At 40.7% G+C, this 23,297-nt stretch carries 18 protein-coding genes; 9 read left to right on the plus strand and 9 right to left on the minus strand.

Annotation, left to right across the window (positions count from 1 at the left end; translation table 11 throughout):
• Positions 1–107 precede the first annotated feature (107 nt).
• Complete coding sequence (gene serS / locus BDE27_RS11470) at positions 108–1,397, plus strand: serine--tRNA ligase (RefSeq protein WP_099131974.1); 1,290 nt, start codon at positions 108–110, stop codon at positions 1,395–1,397.
• Positions 1,398–1,830: 433 nt separating this feature from the next.
• Here serS and BDE27_RS11480 read toward each other — a convergent pair whose 3' ends face one another.
• From BDE27_RS11480 to BDE27_RS11490, 3 genes are all read right to left on the minus strand, one after another.
• Positions 1,831–2,223, minus strand: coding sequence for a hypothetical protein (locus tag BDE27_RS11480; protein WP_099131975.1), 393 nt, complete (start codon positions 2,221–2,223; stop codon positions 1,831–1,833).
• 131 nt (positions 2,224–2,354) lie between these two features.
• Positions 2,355–3,170, minus strand: a complete 816-nt coding sequence (locus BDE27_RS11485; protein ID WP_099131976.1) for a BPSS1780 family membrane protein — start codon at positions 3,168–3,170, stop codon at positions 2,355–2,357.
• Between the two features lie 610 nt (positions 3,171–3,780).
• A complete protein-coding gene (locus tag BDE27_RS11490; protein ID WP_099131977.1) occupies positions 3,781–4,035 on the minus strand; it encodes a hypothetical protein in 255 nt (84 codons plus the stop codon).
• Between the two features lie 206 nt (positions 4,036–4,241).
• On the opposite strand from BDE27_RS11490, the gene BDE27_RS11495 reads away from it, so the two are divergent.
• Positions 4,242–5,083, plus strand: a protein-coding gene (locus BDE27_RS11495) for an IS5 family transposase (protein WP_120211323.1) whose coding sequence is annotated in 2 segments (ribosomal slippage) — positions 4,242–4,584 and positions 4,584–5,083 — 843 coding nt in all. Because the reading frame shifts where the segments join, the coding sequence is not laid out codon by codon here.
• Here BDE27_RS11495 and BDE27_RS11500 read toward each other — a convergent pair.
• From BDE27_RS11500 to ycaO, 5 genes are all read right to left on the minus strand, one after another.
• Positions 5,072–5,686 carry an endonuclease/exonuclease/phosphatase family protein gene (locus BDE27_RS11500; protein WP_099133870.1) on the minus strand — a complete coding sequence of 205 codons (615 nt, stop codon included), beginning with the start codon at positions 5,684–5,686 and terminating at the stop codon, positions 5,072–5,074. The genes BDE27_RS11495 and BDE27_RS11500 overlap by 12 nt on opposite strands.
• A 286-nt stretch (positions 5,687–5,972) precedes the next feature.
• Entirely contained in the window at positions 5,973–6,713 is a 741-nt protein-coding gene (pflA, locus tag BDE27_RS11505; RefSeq protein ID WP_099133869.1) for a pyruvate formate lyase 1-activating protein, read from the minus strand.
• 149 nt (positions 6,714–6,862) lie between these two features.
• Positions 6,863–9,145 (minus strand): formate C-acetyltransferase, encoded by a 2,283-nt coding sequence (gene pflB, locus BDE27_RS11510; RefSeq protein ID WP_099133868.1) that lies wholly within the window; start codon positions 9,143–9,145, stop codon positions 6,863–6,865.
• 54 nt (positions 9,146–9,199) lie between these two features.
• Positions 9,200–10,057: a formate transporter FocA gene (gene focA, locus BDE27_RS11515; RefSeq protein ID WP_099133867.1), complete on the minus strand. Its 858-nt coding sequence runs from the start codon at positions 10,055–10,057 to the stop codon at positions 9,200–9,202.
• 324 nt (positions 10,058–10,381) lie between these two features.
• A complete protein-coding gene (gene ycaO / locus BDE27_RS11520) occupies positions 10,382–12,145 on the minus strand; it encodes a 30S ribosomal protein S12 methylthiotransferase accessory factor YcaO (protein ID WP_099133866.1) in 1,764 nt (587 codons plus the stop codon).
• A 147-nt stretch (positions 12,146–12,292) separates the two neighbouring features.
• Between ycaO and ansB the strand changes: the two genes are divergently transcribed.
• Positions 12,293–13,336, plus strand: coding sequence for an L-asparaginase 2 (gene ansB / locus BDE27_RS11525; RefSeq protein WP_099133865.1), 1,044 nt, complete (start codon positions 12,293–12,295; stop codon positions 13,334–13,336).
• Positions 13,337–13,399: 63 nt separating this feature from the next.
• On the opposite strand, the gene BDE27_RS11530 is transcribed toward ansB, so the two are convergent.
• A complete protein-coding gene (locus tag BDE27_RS11530) occupies positions 13,400–14,776 on the minus strand; it encodes a metallophosphoesterase (RefSeq protein ID WP_099133864.1) in 1,377 nt (458 codons plus the stop codon).
• Between the two features lie 508 nt (positions 14,777–15,284).
• Between BDE27_RS11530 and serC the strand changes: the two genes are divergently transcribed.
• The 6 genes from serC to BDE27_RS11560 all read left to right on the plus strand — a co-directional run bounded on the left by serC (position 15,285) and on the right by BDE27_RS11560 (position 23,208).
• Positions 15,285–16,373 (plus strand): 3-phosphoserine/phosphohydroxythreonine transaminase, encoded by a 1,089-nt coding sequence (serC, locus tag BDE27_RS11535; RefSeq protein WP_099133863.1) that lies wholly within the window; start codon positions 15,285–15,287, stop codon positions 16,371–16,373.
• A gap of 91 nt (positions 16,374–16,464) precedes the next feature.
• Positions 16,465–17,757 (plus strand): 3-phosphoshikimate 1-carboxyvinyltransferase, encoded by a 1,293-nt coding sequence (gene aroA, locus BDE27_RS11540; RefSeq protein ID WP_099133862.1) that lies wholly within the window; start codon positions 16,465–16,467, stop codon positions 17,755–17,757.
• Positions 17,758–17,928: 171 nt separating this feature from the next.
• The gene (gene cmk / locus BDE27_RS11545) at positions 17,929–18,615 is read left to right on the plus strand and encodes a (d)CMP kinase (protein WP_099133861.1); all 687 of its coding nucleotides are present in this window, start codon (positions 17,929–17,931) and stop codon (positions 18,613–18,615) included.
• 193 nt (positions 18,616–18,808) lie between these two features.
• A complete protein-coding gene (rpsA, locus tag BDE27_RS11550; RefSeq protein WP_099133860.1) occupies positions 18,809–20,482 on the plus strand; it encodes a 30S ribosomal protein S1 in 1,674 nt (557 codons plus the stop codon).
• 74 nt (positions 20,483–20,556) lie between these two features.
• Positions 20,557–20,847 (plus strand): integration host factor subunit beta, encoded by a 291-nt coding sequence (gene ihfB / locus BDE27_RS11555; protein WP_099133859.1) that lies wholly within the window; start codon positions 20,557–20,559, stop codon positions 20,845–20,847.
• A gap of 219 nt (positions 20,848–21,066) precedes the next feature.
• Positions 21,067–23,208, plus strand: a complete 2,142-nt coding sequence (locus tag BDE27_RS11560; RefSeq protein WP_244208768.1) for a ComEC family protein — start codon at positions 21,067–21,069, stop codon at positions 23,206–23,208.
• Positions 23,209–23,297: the final 89 nt, after the last annotated feature.

Below are 23,297 nucleotides of genomic sequence, written 5' to 3' on the forward strand. Positions count from 1 at the left end.
GATACGGTAAGGTTTATATCCAACAATGCCAAATTACAGCTAAAAGCTGTAGTTTTTGACGATTTTTCAATAACCATATTTTCAATAACAACAAGCACAGGACTAGCATGCTCGATCCAAATATACTGCGTAATGAGCTAGACGCAGTCGCCGAAAAACTGGCTCGCAGGGGTTATACCCTTGATGTGGAGACGCTGCGCAAACTAGAAGAGCGCCGCAAAGTTTTACAAGTTGAAACTGAAACCCTGCAAGCAGAACGTAATTCCCGATCGAAGGCTATTGGTGCAGCGAAAGCCCGTGGTGAAGATATTGAACCACTGCGTCAGGAAGTGAATCAGTTGGGAGAAAAGCTGGATTCAGCAAAAGCTGAACTGGAAACCTTGCAGGCTGAGATCCGTAATCTTGTATTAAGCATGCCGAATATCCCAGATGATTCTTCTCCGGACGGAAAAGATGACAGTGATAATCTGGAAATTAGTCGTTGGGGTGAACCACGCCAATATGACTTTGAAATCAAAGACCATGTATCACTGGGTGAACTGACTGGCGGCCTTGATTTTGCGGCTGCGGTTAAACTGACTGGCTCGCGTTTCGTAGTAATGAAAGGGCAGATCGCTCGTCTGCACCGTGCTATCACCCAGTTCATGCTGGATCTGCATACAGAGCAGCATGGTTATCTGGAAACTTACGTCCCTTATTTGGTTAACCATGATTCTTTATATGGTACGGGTCAGTTACCTAAGTTTGGTGAAGATCTGTTCCATACCAGACCATTGGAAGAAGAATCCGGCAGTCATTATGCTTTGATTCCAACAGCGGAAGTCCCGGTCACTAACTTAGTTCGTGATGAAATTTTGGATGAAAGTGTGTTGCCATTGAAGATGACGGCGCATACCCCTTGCTTCCGTTCTGAAGCGGGTTCTTATGGTCGTGATACCCGTGGCCTTATCCGTATGCATCAGTTTGATAAGGTTGAATTGATTCAGATTGTTCATCCGGAAAAATCCATGGAAGCCTTGGAAGAACTGACTGGGCACGCTGAGAAGGTATTACAGTTACTGAATCTTCCTTACCGTAAGATGCTACTGTGCACAGGTGACATGGGAGCAAGCGCAAGAAAAACTTACGATTTGGAAGTTTGGTTACCAGCACAAAATACTTATCGTGAAATTTCCTCTTGTTCTAACACGTGGGATTTTCAGGCTCGTCGTATGCAAGCGCGTTTCCGCGGTAAAGATGACAAGAAAACTCAGTTGGTACATACATTGAATGGTTCTGGTCTTGCGGTAGGCCGTACCTTGGTTGCTGTGATGGAAAACTATCAGCAGGCAGATGGCCGCATTGAAATCCCAGAAGTATTGCGTCCTTATATGAATGGATTGGAATACATTGGATAATATCATATTTTCTTAATAAAAAAGCGCCGAATATGGCGCTTTTTTTACGAGCAACTCTCATAAATTAACTTGTCACAGTTACATCATCTTTCTGAGTTTCTTTTTTATAAAAAACACTGCAATAGGAGATGTAAGATGTTGCCAGATTCAATGGAATTGTGAATAGAACTCCTAAGAGGTTTTTCCATATAGCACTGAGGCTAATTGAAAGAGATTTTCCTACGCTACAATCTTTCAATATAATCAAGGCTGGGGCAAACCAGGAACATGCAGTGGATAAGAACAAGGTAATTAGAAACACACAAAAAGGTAAAAATGATGCTTGTGAATCATCACTAGTGATCATTGCATCATAATTGCTATATAAGGAAAAATTATCGAAAATGACTTGAGAAAGGTCGTGTCCATTTATCAGAACAGAAATAAGATTTCCCTATATTTTTATTCCACAAACAATGATACCGATTGCCAATAAAGCACTACATTTATAGTGAAGGCCATAGAATAATGTTCCGAACTTAAATTTACCCGTCATTATTTGTGTTTCACAAATGGCAATAATTCCAGCTGAGAATAACGGATCCAGTAAATGACACAGGAGAAAACCAAAATCAGAAATGAAAAGGCTTAAATTAATAGCGCCATAGATAATCCCCATTAACACCCACATACCAAGTTTGGGAGAAATAAAATCCTTTGCATCACCTATCCAGGCAATGGCAGCATTTGCCCCAATGGCTTGGCCATTGGAAATAAAGATAGCGTGTTCATTATCTGAGTTATTGTGTGATCTTTCTATATTTGGAGGAATACTTTTGTTATCCATTTTTTTCTCTTATATTAATAAGAGAGCTTACTCAATTTATGCATTCATCCCAAGAAAAAAATGTCATTGGATAGTCATAAGAAAGCGCTAAAAATAGCGCTTTTTACATATAAGTACCTATTGGAAAATATTTAATTGACTAAGTGAGATTTTGTTTCTTGGGTTTCTGTAGCATAAAAAATGCTGCGATAAGTTGTATAATAGGTTGCCATATACATAGGAAAAGTAGCAAGCAAACCTAAACCAAGTGGAATTGCCGAAATAAACACCAGAATACCCATCAGCAAGAAGAACAGGAAACCACTGAATAGGTTTTTTCTTACTGCACTTAAGCTCATCGATATTGCTTCACCAAATTTTAAATCATTAATGATAATCAGAGCAGGAGCAAACCAACTAAATGCAAGGGCAACGATGCTAAAGAACAATATAACCAACATTGCCAGCATTAAAGTAGAAAAACTACCCATTAATAGCATTGGATCTGAATCCTGTCCTGCCAATAATATTTGAATTATGCTTGTTCCCCCAAGTATAATAGCAGCAATGACACCAAGTATATATATGCCGAAGACAAGCGCACCAACAGCAACTAATGAGCCGAACTTATTTTTAAACCCATAGAAAAGTAATTCTATTTCAAAATCACCAGTTGTTCGCTGTTTTTCACTGGCAGCGATAAATCCAGCAATAAAGACTGAACCGAACAGGGCCGCGACAATACTAACGATAGGAATGAATTGCAAAGCTATTACTATAAGGAAATAGACTAAGGTTAGCAATATCCATTTCGGTGGCTTTGCTTTAAACATTTCCCATGCATTACCAATCCACTCTGTTGCAGCTCCAGCTCCTACAGCACGACCACCTGGAATGAATGTATCTTTTTCCTTGCTCAGAGAGACACTGTTCTCTCCTGAATTGAGGTTCATATCTTGAGTATCCATATTTTTCCGATTTATTTTATATTGAATGGCAATTACTGAATTGATTTTTCTCTATTTCATTAACACGATTCGTTATAGAAAACGGAGGGATTATCATATAAAAATTATTAATCAACAAGTATTAATTTTAATCCTTATCAGCGGAAGAAAAGGTGTTTTTATAGGTAATAATGAATGTATGTGATTTCTTTTATTAATTATTCTGAGATAATTTTGGCTTAATTTTCTAATTTATATCTACATAAAGTAAATGATTTTATTTTTGGTGTCATTTATTGTGTGTTTTTAGAATAAAATATTATACACATTGTTAGTAGGTTATGCTGATTTTTGCTTTATTTTGATCATATCAGGCTATATCCGGCCTGATATGATCTAGTTAGTAATAATTAACAGGGAAAAAAGAGTTGTTACCTGAGCTTAATATTTAGGATACGTACATACTTCGTATCAGTTGGCTAGGAACTTAAATTAAAGGTAATCAATACACCTTTATGATCAGTTGGCCAAACTCCTGTAGGTTGTTTAAATTTATCATGAGAGGTTTCTTTAACTCGCTCGCCTCTTACAATACTACCAGAAGGGCCGATGATAACGGCATCTTGTACTGTTAGGCGTGGATCAGAATGGTAAAAATAAAATCAATGCGATCACGTTCATCTGCTTTAGGTGCCCATACAAGCTTGTTGATGTCAGCATATGGGTTATCTGCCGCCCAGGTAAAACCAGGATATGCTACTGGATCGGTATATTTTACCCGATAGCTATCAAGATAATCTGCATTTGCTAATAATGTGGTTGATGTCCAAGGAACAACAGCACCGTGATGGTCAAAAAGATCTTTGGTTTTCTCTGACCAATCCATCCAAGATGGTTCATTAAAATCACCGGCCAATATAATAACGTGGTTTTTATTTACTTCATTTTTAGCATTACTTATAAATGAATTAATCGATTTTGGGCGATAGGATTTATTATTTTCTTTTAAGATATCATCAACATTAGGCTGTGTCCCTTAATGTAAATTGATAGTATTCTCATCTAAACTGTTTTCAATATGGGAAAAAGATGATGGCACGCTACGACATTCCTGATGACGCATGGATAGTGATAGAACCTTGTTTGCCCCCGGTCCATTCAGAGCGAGCAGGACGTCCACATGTTGAACACCGCCGTGTGATGAATGGGATGTTCTGGGTCTTGTGCTCCGGGGCACCGTGGCGTGATTTACCTGAACGCTATGGCCCTTGGAAAACGGTCTATAACCGATTTAATCGCTGGTCAAAATCGGGCATTATCAACAAGATATTTAATCGGTTACTGTCCATTCTGGATGAAAAAGGCTTGATTGACTGGGCTGAAATTTGCCTGGATGGCAGCAATATTCGCGCGAGTAAAGATGCCGCAGGCGCGAAAAAAAACATCCCGATATCACTGACGATCATGCGCTGGGTCGCTCACGCGGTGGTTATGGCACCAAAATCCACCTGGCAACCGACGGAAAGGGTTTTCCCCTCAACCTGATGTTGACCGCTGGGCAAGCTCATGAAAGTCAATCCGCCATCCCTTTGCTCGACGGCATTGGTATACAACGCAAAAATGGTTTCATGAAACGACGTGGCAAAGCCGTGCTGGCAGACAAAGGGTATTCGAGTAGAAAGCTCCGCGGTTATCTGCGTAAATTGAGGATCAAAAGCGTTATTCCTTATAAAATCAATGAAAAAGGCAGTGCTGATGGTCGTACGCAATTTGATGAACAGGCTTATCGTGACCGCAATGTTGTCGAACGCTGTTTCGGTTTTCTGAAAGGAAATCGGCGTATTGCAACCCGTTACGAAAAAACCGCACGAAACTATTTGTCCATGGTGAAATTAGGCTGTATTCGACTCTTTTACAGGCGGTTATCTAATTAAGGGACGCAGCCTAGTGTCTGGACCATTGGGTAATTCTTTCCAGGTGTTGCCATCATAACCTCTTGGAAGATAATTAGCCGCATTTTTATAATCTAAATGACCGGAATAAAAGTCTATATAAATATTATTTACCTTGACTAATGCTTTAGTGAATCTATCGAAACTATTATGATGAATTATAGGGTAACGGGAAAGAATACCAACATCGTTTTTTGATTTGTAAGAGTAGTAATTGAAACCTTTGTTATGCAGAGATTTTACTAATTTTCCAGTAAAAGCAGTATGATTATAATTTTCTACTTCACTAAGAGCTATAAGGTCAGGATGAGTATAAACGATAGTATTGACGATTCCTTGATAACCTTTTTTAACTTGAGCACCTTCCATCCAAATATTTAATGAAAGTACTGTAAATATGTAATTTTTTTCATTTATTTTAACTGGGGTTTTATTTTCTCCAGATGATTTTTCTTTATTTAGTAATGGGGTGTTTTGTTTTTCAGGTGCTGAATTTTTTGAAGGTAACTCTGTATTATTAGCTCGTATATTGAATGAAATTAATAGAAAACAAGGCATAAAAAGAGAAAGAAATAGATTTTTCATAATGATATCCTCAAAATGATAATGGAAAGTGATTCTCTCTTTTGTTGTATTGCAATTTGAAATGTATTAGATATGAAGTAAATTTTCTTAAAAAATAATAGTCGCAATGACATTGTAGAATGTAAAGGAAGTTAAAAATTTATTCAATATAATAACGGTAAGGAGGAGATTGGATCATAAGTCATTAACAAAGAAACTGACTTCAATGTTTGAAAGCCAGTTTCTATTAAGCATTATAGATTGCTTTATTAATTATATAGTTAATTATGAAGTGGCAGGAGTAAATCTAATAGATAACGTGATGCCCATAGCCACTTAAAATTTCTTTTACTCTCTCCATTGTCTCTTTTGATGGGGGCTTAACACCTTCCAATTTATATTCCTCCCCCATGGCAATCCATTTATGTTTACCGAGTTCGTGATAAGGTAATAGTTCTATTTTTTCAATATTTTTCATGTCTTTGGTGAATTCACCAAGTAAATGAACTGATTGATCGTCATCCGACCAACCGGGAACAACAACATAACGGATCCAGGTTTTTTGATTGCGTTTTGTCAGATAACGTGCAAATTCGAGAGTCCGATGATTGGATACGCCAATTAATTTTTGGTGAATATCATCATTAAGTTGTTTTAAATCCAGCATAACCAAATCGGTAGCATCCAATAGTTCATCGATCACCGGATCATAACGGCGAACAAAGCCATTCGTATCGAGACAGGTATGAATGCCTTCTTCATGGCAAGCTCTGAACCAGTCACGAACAAATTCGGCTTGAAGAATTGCTTCACCACCGGAAGCCGTGACTCCACCACCGGAAGCATTCATAAAATGGCGATAGGTTGTTGCTTCTTTTATTAATTCTTCGACTGTTACAGTTTTTCCGCCATGGGTATCCCAAGTATCGCGGTTATGGCAATAGAGGCAGCGCATAAGGCAACCTTGGAAAAACGCGATAAAGCGGATACCGGGACCATCTACGGTTCCGCAAGATTCAAAAGAGTGGATACGGCCAAGTACGGACATGAAAGGACTTCTCCAAAACTAGCAAGCTAATAAAGGCCCCAAGGATTAAGGAGCCTTTATTGTAAGTTATTTCAATAGAAATAATGACATTTTACGTTAACGCGATTCTCATTGACTCTATTTCACGTCATTACACTATATTTTAATCATTACATGGTTTGAGTAAATGTACGGGTGATAACGTCCCGTTGCTGTTCTTTAGTCAAAGAATTAAACCGCACAGCGTAACCAGATACGCGAATAGTCAATTGCGGGTATTTCTCAGGATTTTCCATGGCATCCAACAGCATTTCGCGGTTCATCACGTTAATGTTCAGGTGCTGACCACCTTCGATATCTGCTTCGTGATGGAAATAACCGTCCATCAGGCCCGCCAGATTTGCTTTACGTACTTCATCATCTTTACCCAGTGCATTAGGTACAATAGAGAATGTGTATGAAATACCATCTTTGGCATAGGCAAACGGCAGTTTAGCGACCGAAGTCAATGAAGCAACTGCACCTTTTTGATCACGTCCGTGCATTGGATTAGCGCCTGGTCCGAATGGTGCGCCAGCACGACGTCCATCAGGAGTATTCCCCGTTTTCTTACCATAAACCACGTTTGAGGTAATAGTCAGTACAGACTGTGTTGGAACAGCATTACGGTATGTTTGCAGTTTCTGAATTTTCCTCATGAAGCGTTCAACCAGATCACAAGCGATATCATCGACACGTGGATCGTTGTTACCGAATTGTGGGTATTCACCTTCAATGTTGAAATCAATTGCTAAGCCATCTTCATCGCGGATTGGGGAAACTTTCGCGTATTTAATGGCAGACAATGAGTCAGCGGCAACGGATAGGCCTGCGATACCACATGCCATAGTACGGTATACATCACGATCGTGCAGTGCCATTAATGAAGCTTCATAGCTGTATTTGTCATGCATGTAGTGGATAATATTCAGGGCAGTGACATATTGTTTTGCCAGCCAATCCATGAAGTGATCCATACGCGCCATAACCTTGTCATAATCTAGCACCGCATCTTTCATTGGCTCTTCTTTCGGGCCAACTTGCATTTTCATTTTTTCATCCACGCCGCCGTTGATGGCATACAACATGGTTTTTGCAAGGTTTGCACGGGCGCCGAAGAACTGCATTTGTTTACCAACAACCATTGGGCTGACGCAGCATGCGATAGCGTAATCATCGCTGTTGAAGTCAGGGCGCATCAGGTCATCATTTTCATATTGCAGGGATGAGGTGTCGATAGAGACTTTTGCTGCAAACTTTTTAAAGTTAACAGGCAGTTTTTCAGACCATAGGATGGTCATGTTAGGTTCTGGGGATGGCCCCATGGTATATAGCGTATGCAGGAAACGGAAACTGTTTTTGGTTACAAGGGTGCGTCCATCTAAACCCATACCAGCCAGTGATTCGGTTGCCCAAATTGGGTCGCCAGAAAACAGCTCATCATACTCCGGAGTACGCAGGAAACGTACCATGCGCAGTTTCATGACCAAATGATCGATCAGCTCTTGAGCTTGTTGTTCAGTTAATTTACCTGCCTGAATATCACGTTCGATATAGATATCCAGGAAGGTCGAAACACGACCAAAGGACATTGCAGCCCCGTTTTGGGATTTAACGGCTGCCAGATAGGCAAAATAAGTCCATTGCACGGCTTCTTTGGCATTGGTAGCAGGATTGGAAATATCATAGCCATGTTTAGCAGCCATCTCTTTGATTTGACCAAGAGCACGATGCTGTTCGGCGAGTTCTTCGCGCAAACGAATGGTAGCTTCCAGGTTTTCGCCGTTTTCCAATTTTTCCTGTAGGGAAGTGAATTGGGCAAACTTTTCGTCACGCAGGAAGTCGATTCCGTACAATGCAACGCGACGGTAATCACCGATAATGCGACCACGGCCATAGGCGTCAGGCAAGCCAGTCAATACACCAGATTTACGGCATTTCAGAATATCGGGGGTGTAAACATCAAATACGCCCTGATTATGCGTCTTACGATATTCAGTGAAAATTTGTTTCAGTTTTGGGTCCAGGTCACGATTGTAAGCTTTACAGGAACCTTCAACCATTTTAATGCCGCCAAATGGAATAATGGCACGTTTTAGTGGTGCTTCGGTTTGCAGGCCAACAATTTGTTCCAGATCTTTTTCAATATAACCCGCATCATGAGAGGTAATTGTAGACGCAATGTCAGTATCAAAATCTATCGGTGCATGGGTGCGGTTTTCGATTTTGATACCTTCCATGACTTTTTCCCACAAAGCATTTGTTGCTTCTGTGGCGCCCGCGAGGAATGATTCATCACCTTCATACGGGGTATAGTTTTTCTGGATGAAATCACGGACATTGACTTCATTCTGCCAGCTACCCTCGTTAAAGCCTTGCCATGCTACTGAGAATTTTTCGTTTAACTCGGACATGATACTTCTACCTTTTAACAGTGGAACTTTTAAGAAATCTGATGTAGAGGCGAATTAATGATTTTTGCCGCCACGTAAATAAATCAACCAATAAGTCAATCCAACCAATACCGCACCACCAATGATGTTACCGATCGTGACAGGGATCAGGTTATCGGTAATAAAACTTGCAACATTAAGTTGAGGAAATCGTTCAGGGGTTGTTCCTACTTTCAACCAAAATTCATCTGGGGCGAAGTTTTTGATAATGATCCCAAACGGAATTAAAAACATGTTGGCGATACTGTGTTCAAAACCGCTGGCGACAAACATGCCAATTGGCAGGATCAGTGCGAATAATTTATCGATCAGACTGCGTCCGGCATAACTCATCCAGACCGCAAGACATACCATCAGATTGGCTAAAATACCCAGGCATATCGCCTCGATAAAGGAATGGTGCATTTTATGATCTGCTGTCTGTAATACATTCAGTCCCCAGGTTCCATTGGCAACGGCATATTGGCCGGAGTACCAAACCAAGGCCACGAAAAACAGGGCGCCAATCAGATTACCGATGTAAACGTTAATCCAGTTTTTGATCATTTGAGACCAGGTAATACGCCCTGTCGCTTTTGAAATAATCGTCAACACAGTGGAAGTGAAAAGATCGACACCGCATATAACCACCAGCATCAAACCAAGGGAAAAACAGATCCCACCCGTTAATTTAGCTAATCCATAAGGAATGGAAGAGGTTCCTGTTGTTGCCGTAATATAAAAAACAAAAGCAATGGAAATAAATACACCTGCCATGATTGCCGATAAATAAGTCACTGTGGGATGTTTATTGACTTTATATACACCAATGTCATCAGCGATTTGTGCCATTACAGCAGGTGAAAATAAATTGAAAGGGTTGTCAGTTTTCATCCTAACACTCTCTTTATCCTTAATTAATCATAGCACGCATTGATAGTAGCAAACGGGGATTGACCTGAATTTGATATGGATCATATTAGACCGAAAGTCTAATGAAATATGGCAGTTTAAATGTGGTGAGATAGAATTAATACTATGATTTATAAAGAAAAATATTTTTTAAAATTTATAAAAATTTTTTATATAAGCAGTTTTGGCCTTTTAGATATTAAAAGTAAAACAACAGGTTAAATTGTCATTTATTTGTTATTTCAAAATAAATTATATTTAACCTGCATTTTACTTTTTATGATAAATAAACGTTAATGCAACAGTTTATTTATTGGTCCAAAATTCACGCTTAGCTTTTTGCAGTTTATCATAAGCATTTAATAATGCTTGATGAGCGGGCAGTGCTTTTAATTCTGAATCAATAGGCCATAGACCATAGAAGCAGTTTTCTCCGGCAATGGCCGCTGAAGCAGCATCAACAGTGTCTTGGCCGTACATTTTTACAAATGCCTGATAATATTGCTCTGGTTGGCGATCTTCTTCTTGGGTTAACAGTAACAACGTTTGCAGGCAGCGATAATAGTTAGCTCGCTCAGCGGTGAAAACAGAAGCATTGAAATCCTGTGTCCATTCAACCCAAATCAGTGCTTGTTCCAAATCATTGCCTGCCAGTGCCAGCATGGATTTTAATTCACCGATACGCAGGTTGCTCCAACCGTTATCTTTACCTACCGCAACTCCCAGTAACTCACGGACACGGGTGAAGTCATCTAAACCTTCATCATCTAGCTGTTCGAGAAAAGCCAGATACTCTCCTGGTTGCCATTGACTTTCCGGCAAAGCCAGAATGGTATCACGCAGATGAGTTCCCATGGTGTTATTAGCAATGTGCAAATCTTCGACCGGATAAATATCTGACATACCGGGAACCAGAATGCGGCAGGCGTAAATGCCAAGGTGCTCATAATCAGCGATATAGACTTCAGCATCCAGTTTATTGAAAATCCCCATCAAGGTGGTGAACTCTTCTTCTGTTGTTCCGCTGAAATTCCAGTCAACAAACTCATAGTCAGCATCTTGCTTGAATAGATCCCAACTGATTACACCGCTGGAATCAATAAAGTGAGTTTCCAGATTGGTATGTTCAGAAACTTCTTCATTATCAAAGCTTGGTGGGGTGAAAACATCCAGATCTTTCAGGCTCCGGCCTTGCAGCAGTTCTGTGACTGTGCGCTCCAGTGCAACACCAAAATCAGGATGAGCGCCAAAGGAAGCAAAACAAGTGCCATTATTAGGATTGAACAGTACGACGCAAATGACCGGGAACTGCCCACCAAGTGAAGCGTCGTAACAATAGATCGGAAAGCCTTCTTCCTGCAATTTATTGACTGATTCAATGACGCTTGGGTAGCGGTTCATAATATCTTGTGGAATTTCAGGCAGGCTGATGCATTCTGCGATAATGCGGTTCTTCACATAGCGCTCAAATACTTCAGATAATCCCTGTACACGCGCTTCGTTCATGGTATTGCCAGCTGACATACCGTTTGAAACATACAGATTTCCGACAATATTCATTGGAATATAAATCGTTTGATTATCTGACTGACGATTAAATGGCAGGGCGCAGATCCCCCGCTCTTCATTACCAGATTGCAGATCCACTAATTGGCTAGCACAAAGCGCATTATCTGGATTGTAAAAACGATGCAGACGTTCGTCTAAGATACCTTCTGGCAGAGAGTCATCTTCTGGCAACGGGAACCATTTTTCATTTGGGTAATGAACAAACTCACTATTAGCAACGGTATCACCCAGATAAAAATCAGCAAAGAAATAATTTGTCGATAGACGCTCAAAATATTCTCCCAATGCGGAGGCCAATGAAGCTTTCTTGCTGGCACCCTTGCCATTGGTAAAGCACAGTGGGCAGTCACGATCGCGAATATGTACTGACCAAACATTCGGAACAGGATTCAGCCATGAGGCTTCTTCAATATTAAAACCAAGGGACTTCAGTTTGTGCTGAAAGCGGTTAATGGAGTCCTCTAACGCGGCGTCTTTGCCTGGGATATAGGTTTGCGTCATCGTGATTCACTTCAATGTATGTTAAAGGCGTATATCATACGGCGTTTTTTTTATCCGCTCTATCAGTTCCCAAAAATTATTGTTAATTAGAGTTTATTTATTCTTGGTTTACATAATAAAATAGCTTTTTTTACAAGAGGTTGAATAATGAAAAAGACTAAAATAACAGCAATAGCCGGTTTTCTGGCTTTAGTTAGCGGTTCTGCTTTCGCTTTACCGAATATTACTGTTTTGGCAACAGGGGGTACAATTGCTGGAGGGGGGGAATCGGCAACTCAATCTAGTTATACCGCAGGTAAAGTGGGCATTGATTCGTTGCTGAATGCTGTACCAGCAATTAAAAACATTGCTGATTTGAAAGGTGAGCAGGTTGTCAGCATCGGTTCTCAGGACATGAACGATCAAGTATGGCTGACTCTGGCGAAGAAAATCAATGCAGAATGTGACAAAACTGACGGTTTTGTTATCACCCACGGTACTGACACCATGGAAGAAACTGCTTATTTCCTCGAACTGACCACCCAATGCCAGAAGCCTATCGTGATGGTTGGTGCAATGCGTCCATCTACAGCACTGGGTGCTGACGGTCCGTTGAACCTGTACAACGCTGTTGTTGTTGCGGCTGATAAAAACTCAGCAAACCGTGGTGTGCTGCTGGCGATGAATGACTCCGTGATCCATGGTCGTGACATCAGTAAACTGAGCACAACTGAAGTTCAGGCGTTTCAGGCTGTGAATGCTGGTGCACAGGGCTTCGTTCACGATGGCAAAGTACGCTACTATTCTGCGGCACCTGTAAAAGCAAGCAAAGCCGTTTTTGATGTGAGCGAATTGGATAAATTGCCGAAAGTTGGCATCGTTTATAACTACTCCAACGCTTCTGATCTGCCAGCAAAAGCTTTCGTTGAAAATGGTTATCAGGGCATTGTCAGTGCAGGTGTAGGTAACGGTAACATCTATAAGTCCATTTTTGACACATTGACTAAGGCAGCTAAAAATGGTGTTGTTGTCGTTCGCTCCAGCCGTATTCCTTTCGGCTACACTACCCAGAATGCTGAAGTTAACGACAGCAAATATGGCTTTGTGGCTTCAGAGCGTTTGAACCCACAGAAAGCCCGCGTTCTTCTGCAATTGGCTCTGACGCAAACTTCTGATGTAGAAAAAATTCAGGAAATGTTTGGTAAGTATTAATTCCTGATTTAACTATATAAAAAGGCGCATTCGATGCGCCTTTTTATATTTTTACTTTCAATTCTATTGATTCAGTTGGTGTGTTAATTTTCCACAAGTGCCTTGAAAATCTTGAATTTTTCTAGGTGTACCATCACGGCCATTATAAACTGAAACATCAATACACTTATTTCTTACATTCATCAACAGAAAATCACCTTGGAATAAGGCACCACTATTATATATCCTGGCATTACCAAAGATGGGATCTCCTCCATTTTTATTAGATTCTTTAACCTGATGAGTATGACCAATAAATACTGCCATAACGTTATATTTTTCAATTAAATTTTTGAATTCTTTTTTCTGTTCATCTGTACTTTTTTGAATAAAACTTTGCGTGCCATCATGAAAATTAAGAATACTTGCTTTTCCTCTGGAATAGGCTTTTGTTAAATCGGTTTTTAACCATGCCATCGAATTTTTTATATATATTGTTGGGGCGGCATAGTGATCCAATGTAACCCAATAAGTTGGGTAGTTCTGTAGTTGAACATAATGAATATTACCGAAATCCCATGAATAGGCTAAGCTACCGCTATGTTTATCATTATTATAATCACTATTGAAATTTAATAGCTGCTCATTCTGATAGTTATCACTTATCTCTGATGCCATATTGTCGACAGACCACCTCGCACAGGCATTTTTACTAAAATCAAAATGCCAATATTCCGTACAATCATTTACATTGTTTTGGTAGTCATGATTACCAAGGCCAAAATAAAATGGGAATAATAATTTATTGTATATTAAATAGAAGTCATCTCTGGTGTTCTGGCGACCAAACTCAGTCATATCACCATTGATAATACCGAAATCTACTAATCCTTGTAGGTGTAACTCGTTAATGCTTTTTACAACATTGCGGTTTCTGTTTTTCCAAGGTTCCTCATTTGCAAAAGCGTTTGGATCTCCGGTTTCTAATCTCCATGGCTGCGGATCAGACATTACAATGACCTTATAATTTCTGGTTAAGTGTTTTTTAAGGAATGTGACTCTTATTCCGGTATTCTCTCCATGTATTAAAGAATATCCCGTTAAATAGCTATCTTGTTTATTCGTGGTAATATCATATGAATTTTTTCCAAAAAAGGGAATGTTCCAATGTATAGTTATTTTGGCGCCATCTGAGGCTTTGTATACAGCTGTGCCTTCGGTGTTATTCATACGCGAATTGTCAAACATAAAATTCACTCTTTCACCCATTAATACTTTTTGAGGAGGTTTGGTACTCCATGTGCCATTTTTTAGGGATGACGAATCTAATTCCAGAATAGAGTCGGTGCTATTTTTAATACTAATAAGTGTTGAGCTGAGTGCACGAATAGAAAATGTAGATAAAAACAATAAGATAATAAACATTAGGTAGGGTAATGTAGATTGATTTATTTTTTTCATTTTTTATTTCCTTTAGCATGATCGTAACTTGTTGATATATTTTACTGATTAATTTGATTAATGAATAATTCAGTTTTGAAGAATGAAGGTGAGTTTATGTTGAGACGTTTTTTGTTGTTTCGTGAAAAGGGTATATTTGAAAGTCTCGATTGATTTTGTCAAGGATTTATTTGAATAAGTAATGTGGTTTTGATGCAATAAATTGTTTTTTTTAATTTTATGATTTAAATCTTTTCGGTAAGTGGTGTGTTTTATTATTAATATTCTAAGTTTGTTTTTATTTTGAGTGTTAAGCAAAGACGATATTAACCAGGCTTGATTTTTTGATTTTTTGTTATTCGGATTATAGTTTATTGCGTTATTTGTAATAAGGTGATCTATCAGAGAGTTATGCTGTAGTTGACAATTGTAGTTTACAATAAATGTTTAATAATTATTGCAGCAGCAAGGCGGGAGTGATAAAACCAATGCGTCCGATTTTATTGTATCCATTGATAGGGTGAAGTTAATGAGTCAGGTATATAATTTCAGCGCTGGTCCAGCTATGTTGCCAGCAGAAGTGTTACGACGTGCAGAGCAGGAACTTTGCAACTGGCACGGCTTGGGGACATCTGTAATGGAAATTAGTCACCGTAGCAAAGAGTTTGTGGCTGTTGCGGCAGAAGCAGAAAAAGATCTCCGAGATTTATTAGCAATACCTGAGAATTACAAAGTACTGTTTTGTCATGGCGGTGCTCGTGGGCAATTTTCGGCGTTACCACTGAATTTACTGGGTGATAAACCGACAGCAGATTACATCGTTAGTGGCTACTGGTCTGAATGTGCAGCGAAAGAAGCAGAAAAATATTGCACTCCAAACATCATTGATATCAGGACAGAAATGGGCGGTGTCAAAGGTGTGAAGCCGATGAGTGAATGGGCGTTGAGCAGTGATGCTGCCTATATCCATTATTGTCCTAATGAAACTATTGAAGGCATTGCCATTTTTGAAGAGCCTAATTTTGGTGATGATAAAATTGTCATTGCCGATTACTCTTCAACCATTCTCTCTGCACCAATTGATGTTAGCCGTTATGGTGTCATTTATGCTGGGGCACAAAAAAATATTGGGCCAGCAGGGATTACCGTTGTCATTATTCGTGAAGATCTACTGGGTAAAGCACACCAGCATACGCCATCTATTCTGGATTATACTGTGCAGGTTCAATACGACTCCATGTATAACACGCCCCCGACATTTGCATGGTATTTGTCTGGCATGGTATTCAAATGGTTGAAAGAGCAGGGAGGGCTACAAGAAATCAGTAAACGCAATCATGCTAAAGCCGAACACCTTTATCATGCAGTTGATAACAGTAAGTTGTATATCAACCGTGTTGCTCCTCAAAACCGTTCTATCATGAATGTGCCATTCCAACTGGCTAACCCAGCGTTAGATAGCCAGTTTTTGGAAGAAGCTTATGCACACGGGTTACATGCATTGAAAGGGCACAAAGTTGCGGGTGGCGCTCGTGCTTCGATTTATAACGCCATGCCTTATGAAGGTGTGAAAGCATTAGTTGAATTTATGGCTGATTTTGAACGCCGCAATGCATAATTTTTTATCGTCGGGAGGGGTAAAGCCTCCCGATCTTAAAATCCTCGATTTATCCTAACAACTAAAATCATATCTGGAGATTCCTCCCTTTATGCAATCCCTGACGTTACAACCTATTTCCCATATTAATGGAACAATTAACTTGCCTGGTTCTAAAAGCGTTTCTAACCGCGCTTTGTTACTTGCTGCTCTCGCTAAGGGAACAACCCGATTGACCAATTTGTTGGATAGCGATGATATCCGTTACATGCTTAATGCTCTGACTGCATTAGGTATTTCCTATCGTCTCTCTGCTGATCGTACTAACTGTGAAGTAGATGGCATTGGAGGCCGTATTACGGGCAAAAGCGGCATCGAACTGTTTTTGGGCAATGCTGGTACAGCAATGCGTCCATTGGCCGCGGCTCTATGTTTAGGAAACGGCGGTATGGACGTGGTATTGACCGGTGAACCTCGTATGAAAGAGCGTCCAATTGGTCACTTAGTTGATGCATTGCGTCAAGGCGGAGCAGAAATTGATTATCTTGAACAGGAAAATTACCCACCTTTACATATCAAAGGGGGGTTTTTAGGCGGAAAAGTTACCGTTGACGGTAGTGTTTCCAGTCAGTTCCTAACCGCCTTGTTGATGGCAGCTCCATTGGCAAAAAACGATACGGAAATTCGCATACAAGGTGATTTGGTTTCTAAACCTTATATTGATATTACATTGGCACTGATGAAAAGTTTTGGTGTAACGGTAGACAATGGACAATATCAGGTGTTTCACATTAAAGGTCAGCAGCAATATTTGTCTCCGGGACAATATTTGGTGGAAGGTGATGCTTCATCGGCATCTTATTTTCTGGCTGCGGCGGCAATTAAAGGTGGAACCGTTCGTGTCACGGGCATTGGCAGGAATAGCCTGCAAGGGGATACCAAATTTGCCAATGTGTTAGAACAGATGGGGGCAACTATTCGTTGGGGGGATGATTTTGTTGAATGTGAACGCGGTACATTGACAGGCATTGATATGGATATGAATGCTATTCCTGACGCTGCAATGACAATTGCGACGACCGCGTTGTTTGCACAGGGAGAAACCGTTATCCGCAATATCTACAATTGGCGGGTAAAAGAAACTGATCGGCTAAATGCAATGGCAACTGAATTGAGAAAAATAGGTGCCGAAGTGGAAGAGGGACATGATTATATTCGAATTTCTCCGCCAGAAAAGCTCAATCATGCTGAAATTAAGACCTATAATGATCACCGCATTGCGATGTGTTTCTCGTTGGTGGCTCTGTCGGATACCCCAGTCACCATCCTTGATCCAGGCTGTACAGCAAAGACATTCCCAGATTATTTCAATCAGCTTGAAAAGCTCAGCCAGTACGCCAAATAGACGGAGAGGCAAAAGTAGGTAGGGACAGAAATAAATGGGTTTTGCCTGTTTCTCTCATTTGCTGAGCGCGTATAATAAGACAGGTTTTTATTGCTTACTAATTAAGCAATTTTTTGCATTCGGTAAATGACCTGTCTGTTATACGAATGTTATGCGAAAAGGAGGATAATGATGGCGGCGATAGCCCCAGTAATAACCGTTGATGGGCCAAGTGGTGCTGGCAAGGGAACACTATGTCAGGCATTGGCGGAAGCGTTAGATTGGCAGTTGCTTGATTCAGGTGCCATTTATCGTGTATTGGCACTGGCTGCCATCCATCATCAGGTGGATATCCAGTCTGAAGACGCACTGGTTCCTCTGGCTGCAAACCTGGATGTTCGTTTTGTGCCTGCAAATGGCAAACTCCGGGTTATTCTGGAAGGCGAAGATGTCAGCAATGAAATTCGTACCGAAGCTGTTGGAAATACGGCTTCACAGGCGGCGACATTCCCACGTGTCCGTGAAGCACTTTTACGTCGGCAGAGAGCTTTCCGTATTGTCCCTGGACTGATAGCTGATGGTCGTGATATGGGAACCGTTGTATTTCCTGACGCGCCAGTGAAAATATTTCTTGATGCAAGTGCGGAAGAACGCGCCCGCAGACGTATGTTGCAGTTGCAGGAGAGAGGTTTTAGTGTTAACTTTGAAAATCTTTTGTCCGAGATACAAGAACGGGACTTCCGCGATCGCAATCGGGCCGTTGCGCCTTTAGTGCCGGCAAAAGATGCATTGATCCTGGATTCGACCAGCATGTCTATCGAAGACGTGATTGATAAAGCACTGGCTTATGTGAGAAACGCGCTGGAAATACCCGCATAATCGTTAATTTTCTCAAATACACTATTGCAGTAGTGTATCGAGAAGATGTATATAGAATTCTGGTGTATTGGTAGTGAAATATTCTGGTACACTAAAACACCTTGTAACAGGGAAAAGTTGCGAGGTATGTAAAACAACCCCATTCGGCTGGAAGCTAGATGGACGTTAATTAAAAATCTTGAAGATCATAAACATGACAGAATCTTTTGCTCAACTCTTTGAAGAATCCCTACAGGCTATCGAAACCCGTCCAGGCGCCATCGTTCGTGGTGTTGTGGTTGCTATCGATAAAGACGTTGTATTGGTTGACGCAGGCCTGAAATCAGAATCTGCAATTCCTGTAGAACAATTCAAAAATGCTCAAGGTGAGCTGGAAATCCAAGTTGGCGATGAAATCGACGTAGCTTTGGATGCGGTAGAAGATGGTTTTGGTGAAACTGTCTTGTCTCGTGAGAAAGCGAAACGTCACGAAGCATGGCTGATGCTGGAAAAAGCATACGAAGAAGCTGAAACTGTCACTGGTATTATCAATGGCAAAGTAAAAGGTGGCTTCACTGTAGAACTGAACGGTATCCGTGCGTTCCTGCCAGGTTCACTGGTTGACGTTCGCCCAGTTCGTGACACTGCTCACCTTGAAGGCAAAGAGCTTGAGTTCAAAGTCATCAAGCTGGATCAGAAACGCAACAACGTAGTTGTTTCTCGTCGTGCAGTTATCGAATCTGAAAACAGCGCAGAACGTGATCAGCTGCTGGAAAACTTGCAAGAAGGCATGGAAGTTAAAGGTATCGTTAAGAACCTGACTGACTACGGTGCATTCGTTGATCTGGGCGGCGTTGATGGCCTGCTGCACATTACTGATATGGCTTGGAAACGTGTTAAACACCCAAGCGAAATCGTCAATGTGGGCGATGAAATCACAGTTAAGGTACTGAAATTCGACCGTGAGCGTACTCGCGTATCTCTGGGTCTGAAACAACTGGGTGAAGATCCATGGGTAGCAATCGCTAAACGTTATCCAGAAAGTACTAAACTGACTGGTCGCGTAACTAACCTGACTGATTACGGCTGCTTCGTTGAAATCGAAGAAGGCGTTGAAGGTCTGGTACACGTTTCAGAAATGGATTGGACCAACAAGAACATCCACCCATCCAAAGTTGTTAACGTTGGTGACGTTGTGGAAGTTATGGTTCTGGATATCGATGAAGAACGTCGTCGTATCTCCCTGGGCCTGAAACAGTGCAAAGCTAACCCTTGGCAGCAATTTGCTGAGACTCACAACAAGAACGATCGCGTTGAAGGTAAAATCAAGTCTATCACTGACTTTGGTATCTTCATCGGTCTGGAAGGCGGCATCGACGGTCTGGTTCACTTGTCTGACATCTCCTGGAACGTTGCAGGTGAAGAAGCAGTTCGTGAATACAAGAAAGGCGACGAAATCGCTGCTGTAGTTCTGCAAGTAGATGCAGAGCGTGAGCGTATCTCTCTGGGCATCAAGCAACTGGCAGAAGATCCATTCAACAATTACCTGTCTGTAAACAAGAAAGGTGTAATTGTTACTGGTAAAGTCACTGCAGTTGACGCAAAAGGTGCTACAGTTGAATTAGCTGACGGCGTTGAAGGTTACCTGCGTGCATCAGAAGCTTCTCGTGACCGCGTTGAAGATGCAACTCAAGTTCTGAACGTTGGCGATGAAGTTGAAGCTAAATATGTTGGCGTTGATCGCAAAAACCGCGTAATCAACCTGTCTGTTCGTGCAAAAGACGAAGCTGATGAAAAAGACGCTATCGCTTCTGTGAACAAACAAGAAGACACAAACTTCGCTAACAATGCAATGGCTGAAGCTTTCAAAGCAGCTAAAGGCGAATAATCTAAGTCAATAACGGCGGGTAATATTCTCTATAATGAGAATATTACCCGAATACGGTAGTTTAGGGAGGTACCATGACCAAGTCTGAATTAATCGAAAGACTTGCAGAGCAGCAATCTCACATGCTGGCCAAAGCCGTTGAAGATGCAGTGAAAGAAATGCTTGATCATATGGCAGAAACACTAGCCGCAGGTGAACGTATTGAAGTTCGCGGATTCGGCAGCTTTTCTCTTCACTACCGGGCTCCGCGTGTGGGCCGTAATCCAAAAACAGGTGATAAAGTGGAATTGGACGGTAAATACGTTCCTCACTTTAAACCCGGTAAAGAATTGCGTGACCGCGTGAATATCTATAGCGATAGCTAAGATATCAGTTATTACTTAATTAAACTAACGGCGCCCTAGGGTGCCGTTTTTTGTGTTTCTGGTTTTTGTGAGAATAGACGTATTTTTTTGAATCGTTTCTTCTGCTTAAAAGTTAATTTGCGAAGCGACTCCACAATAACATTTCTCTAACTAGCGATAAGAACTACTGTGTAATAATCTCTCTTGCGTGAATGGAATATCAGCACAGAGACATAATGGATGCAGCCTATAATACTTTCTCTTTTTACCTATTTATTCACCATTTGGCGGAAACCGCCGCCACTTATCAGTCTAAATTTGGCTGCATTAGTCATTATATTGGGAGTTTTTCCCTTATTATTTCTTGCAGAGCTTCCTCAACAAAAAGTTATTCAATACCTGGTTATCATTGCATTTTGCTTGTTATTTTTTCCTAATAAAATTATACGACTAATATCATTAGGATTATGGGCGTTTATTTTCGGATGTTGGCATGGCCATCATATATTGGCACAAGTCACTTATTTCAGCGAAACGTCCCGTACTGCAATCGTTATGATTGATAGTGTATCATTGGAAAATAATACGAAGGAGGATGATAAAAAGGCACGTTATCGTATTAGGTTGATTGAGAGTAATGGGAAATATATTATTCCTGCCTTATATGCGTCAGTATTATGGAACTCTCAAGAGTTGCTATGTGCTGGTCAGAAATGGCAGGTGAAAATGAAACTCAGGCCTGTTCATGCTCAATTAAATCATGGTAGTTTTGATAGCCAACGATATTCACTTTCTATTCGCCAGCCATTGAATGGAAAAATTATTGAGGCAAAACCACTCGATAAAAACTGTAACCTTCGGCAATATTTCATTAATAAGTTATTATCAGACATTCAGCCGTTAAAACAGGCGGGTATTGCATTAGCACTCTCGTTTGGTGAAAGGGCGTGGTTGGATAAATCCACTCGCTTGCTATTGCAGCAGACAGGTATTGCCCATCTGATGGCCATTTCAGGGCTGCATATTGCAATGGCCAGTTTATTTGGCTGGAGTTTTGCAAGAATGGCGCAATTTTTCTTTCCTGCAAAATGGATTGGGTTTCGCTTTCCATTGATCATGGGCTGGTTAACCGCAATGCTGTATGGATGGTTGTCTGGTTGGGGAATTCCAGCTGTTCGGGCAATATTGGGGCTAACCTTGTGGATTTATTTACGATGTAAAAGCAGGCTTTGTTTTTCATGGCAATGGGCTTTATGGAGTGCTGCACTTATTTTATTTTTCGATCCTTTGGCAATACTTTCTGACAGTTTCTGGCTCTCATTTACTGCGGTGATGGCACTGTTATTTTGGTTTTATTGGATGCCTTTGCCAGGAAAAATACATCAGGGTTGGCAATGGTCATGGCTGCGCGGGCTGCATATGCAGTTGGGCATGTTGTTAATGTTGTTGCCGTTGCAGCTTTTGTTATTTCAGAGCGTTAATATTGCATCATTGGTGGCTAATTTATGGGCTGTTCCGATTATCTCTTTTTTATCTGTTCCATTGGTTATGTTGGGGATAGTTTGTATCTTTCTTCCGGTTATCCAACCATTTTTATGGCAGCTTGTTGATTACAGCGTTTTATTTGCTTTGGCACCCTTACCTATCTTGGCGCATTCATGGTTTGAAACAGGGCACTATCCTATTGTCACTACGTTAGTAGGCTGGTTTTTTGTTGTGATTTGGCGCTTAGGTTGGTGGAGATCTTATAAATGGTTGTTAGGAATTTGCATTGGAATTATTGCGTGTTATTCCAAGCGTCCCAATGATTTTCAATGGCGTTTTTCAATGCTGGATGTGGGGCATGGATTAGCTGTGGTCATTGATAAGGGAGGAAAAGCGATTGTTTTTGATACAGGCAATCGTTGGGAAACGGGCAGCATGGCAGAAAAAGTTATTGGACCTTATTTACGTTGGCATCGGTTAACACCAGAGCAAATAATCCTGAGCCATGATCATTTGGATCATACGGGAGGAATGGAATATCTACTTGAAAAATATCCCGATAGCCAAATTAGAAGCCCTTCATTGAATCAGGCTCATTTACCTTGTGTCCGTGGTGAGCGGTGGACATGGCAGGGGTTACATTTTGCAGTTCTTTGGCCACCAGAAAAGACGGCTATAGTTGGCAATGATCAATCTTGCGTGATCCGTATTGATGACGGTAAGTACAGTCTATTATTAACAGGAGATTTGGAAAAGCGGGGTGAATACCGCTTATTGGAGCTTGAAAAGAATCATCTGCATACAACAATATTACAAGTACCTCATCATGGGAGTAACACCTCTTCTACTTCGGTATTTATACGCAGAGTTATGCCAATCATTCATATGTTGCCATGAATATTCGCAATTGTTCTTGAGGATTTAATTAATCAATTGAATTTTAGTGATTATTTTTTAATTTTAAAGTTGCGGTTTCCATCTGTATT

Origin of the sequence: Xenorhabdus ehlersii, assembly GCF_003610465.1 — a bacterium.
GTDB lineage: Bacteria > Pseudomonadota > Gammaproteobacteria > Enterobacterales > Enterobacteriaceae > Xenorhabdus > Xenorhabdus ehlersii.

What these genes read in the sequence shown, in the direction of transcription:
- serC (WP_099133863.1), top strand. Translation starts at nt 15,285, where the DNA reads ATGAGTCAGGTATATAATTTCAGCGCTGGTCCAGCTATGTTGCCAGCA.
- cmk (WP_099133861.1), top strand. Translation starts at nt 17,929, where the DNA reads ATGGCGGCGATAGCCCCAGTAATAACCGTTGATGGGCCAAGTGGTGCT.
- pflB (WP_099133868.1), bottom strand. Translation starts at nt 9,145, where the DNA reads ATGTCCGAGTTAAACGAAAAATTCTCAGTAGCATGGCAAGGCTTTAAC.
- serS (WP_099131974.1), top strand. Translation starts at nt 108, where the DNA reads ATGCTCGATCCAAATATACTGCGTAATGAGCTAGACGCAGTCGCCGAA.
- BDE27_RS11485 (WP_099131976.1), bottom strand. Translation starts at nt 3,170, where the DNA reads ATGGATACTCAAGATATGAACCTCAATTCAGGAGAGAACAGTGTCTCT.
- BDE27_RS11480 (WP_099131975.1), bottom strand. Translation starts at nt 2,223, where the DNA reads ATGGATAACAAAAGTATTCCTCCAAATATAGAAAGATCACACAATAAC.
- pflA (WP_099133869.1), bottom strand. Translation starts at nt 6,713, where the DNA reads ATGTCCGTACTTGGCCGTATCCACTCTTTTGAATCTTGCGGAACCGTA.
- BDE27_RS11560 (WP_244208768.1), top strand. Translation starts at nt 21,067, where the DNA reads ATGCAGCCTATAATACTTTCTCTTTTTACCTATTTATTCACCATTTGG.
- focA (WP_099133867.1), bottom strand. Translation starts at nt 10,057, where the DNA reads ATGAAAACTGACAACCCTTTCAATTTATTTTCACCTGCTGTAATGGCA.
- rpsA (WP_099133860.1), top strand. Translation starts at nt 18,809, where the DNA reads ATGACAGAATCTTTTGCTCAACTCTTTGAAGAATCCCTACAGGCTATC.
- ansB (WP_099133865.1), top strand. Translation starts at nt 12,293, where the DNA reads ATGAAAAAGACTAAAATAACAGCAATAGCCGGTTTTCTGGCTTTAGTT.
- ycaO (WP_099133866.1), bottom strand. Translation starts at nt 12,145, where the DNA reads ATGACGCAAACCTATATCCCAGGCAAAGACGCCGCGTTAGAGGACTCC.
- BDE27_RS11490 (WP_099131977.1), bottom strand. Translation starts at nt 4,035, where the DNA reads ATGGATTGGTCAGAGAAAACCAAAGATCTTTTTGACCATCACGGTGCT.
- aroA (WP_099133862.1), top strand. Translation starts at nt 16,465, where the DNA reads ATGCAATCCCTGACGTTACAACCTATTTCCCATATTAATGGAACAATT.
- BDE27_RS11500 (WP_099133870.1), bottom strand. Translation starts at nt 5,686, where the DNA reads ATGAAAAATCTATTTCTTTCTCTTTTTATGCCTTGTTTTCTATTAATT.
- BDE27_RS11530 (WP_099133864.1), bottom strand. Translation starts at nt 14,776, where the DNA reads ATGAAAAAAATAAATCAATCTACATTACCCTACCTAATGTTTATTATC.
- ihfB (WP_099133859.1), top strand. Translation starts at nt 20,557, where the DNA reads ATGACCAAGTCTGAATTAATCGAAAGACTTGCAGAGCAGCAATCTCAC.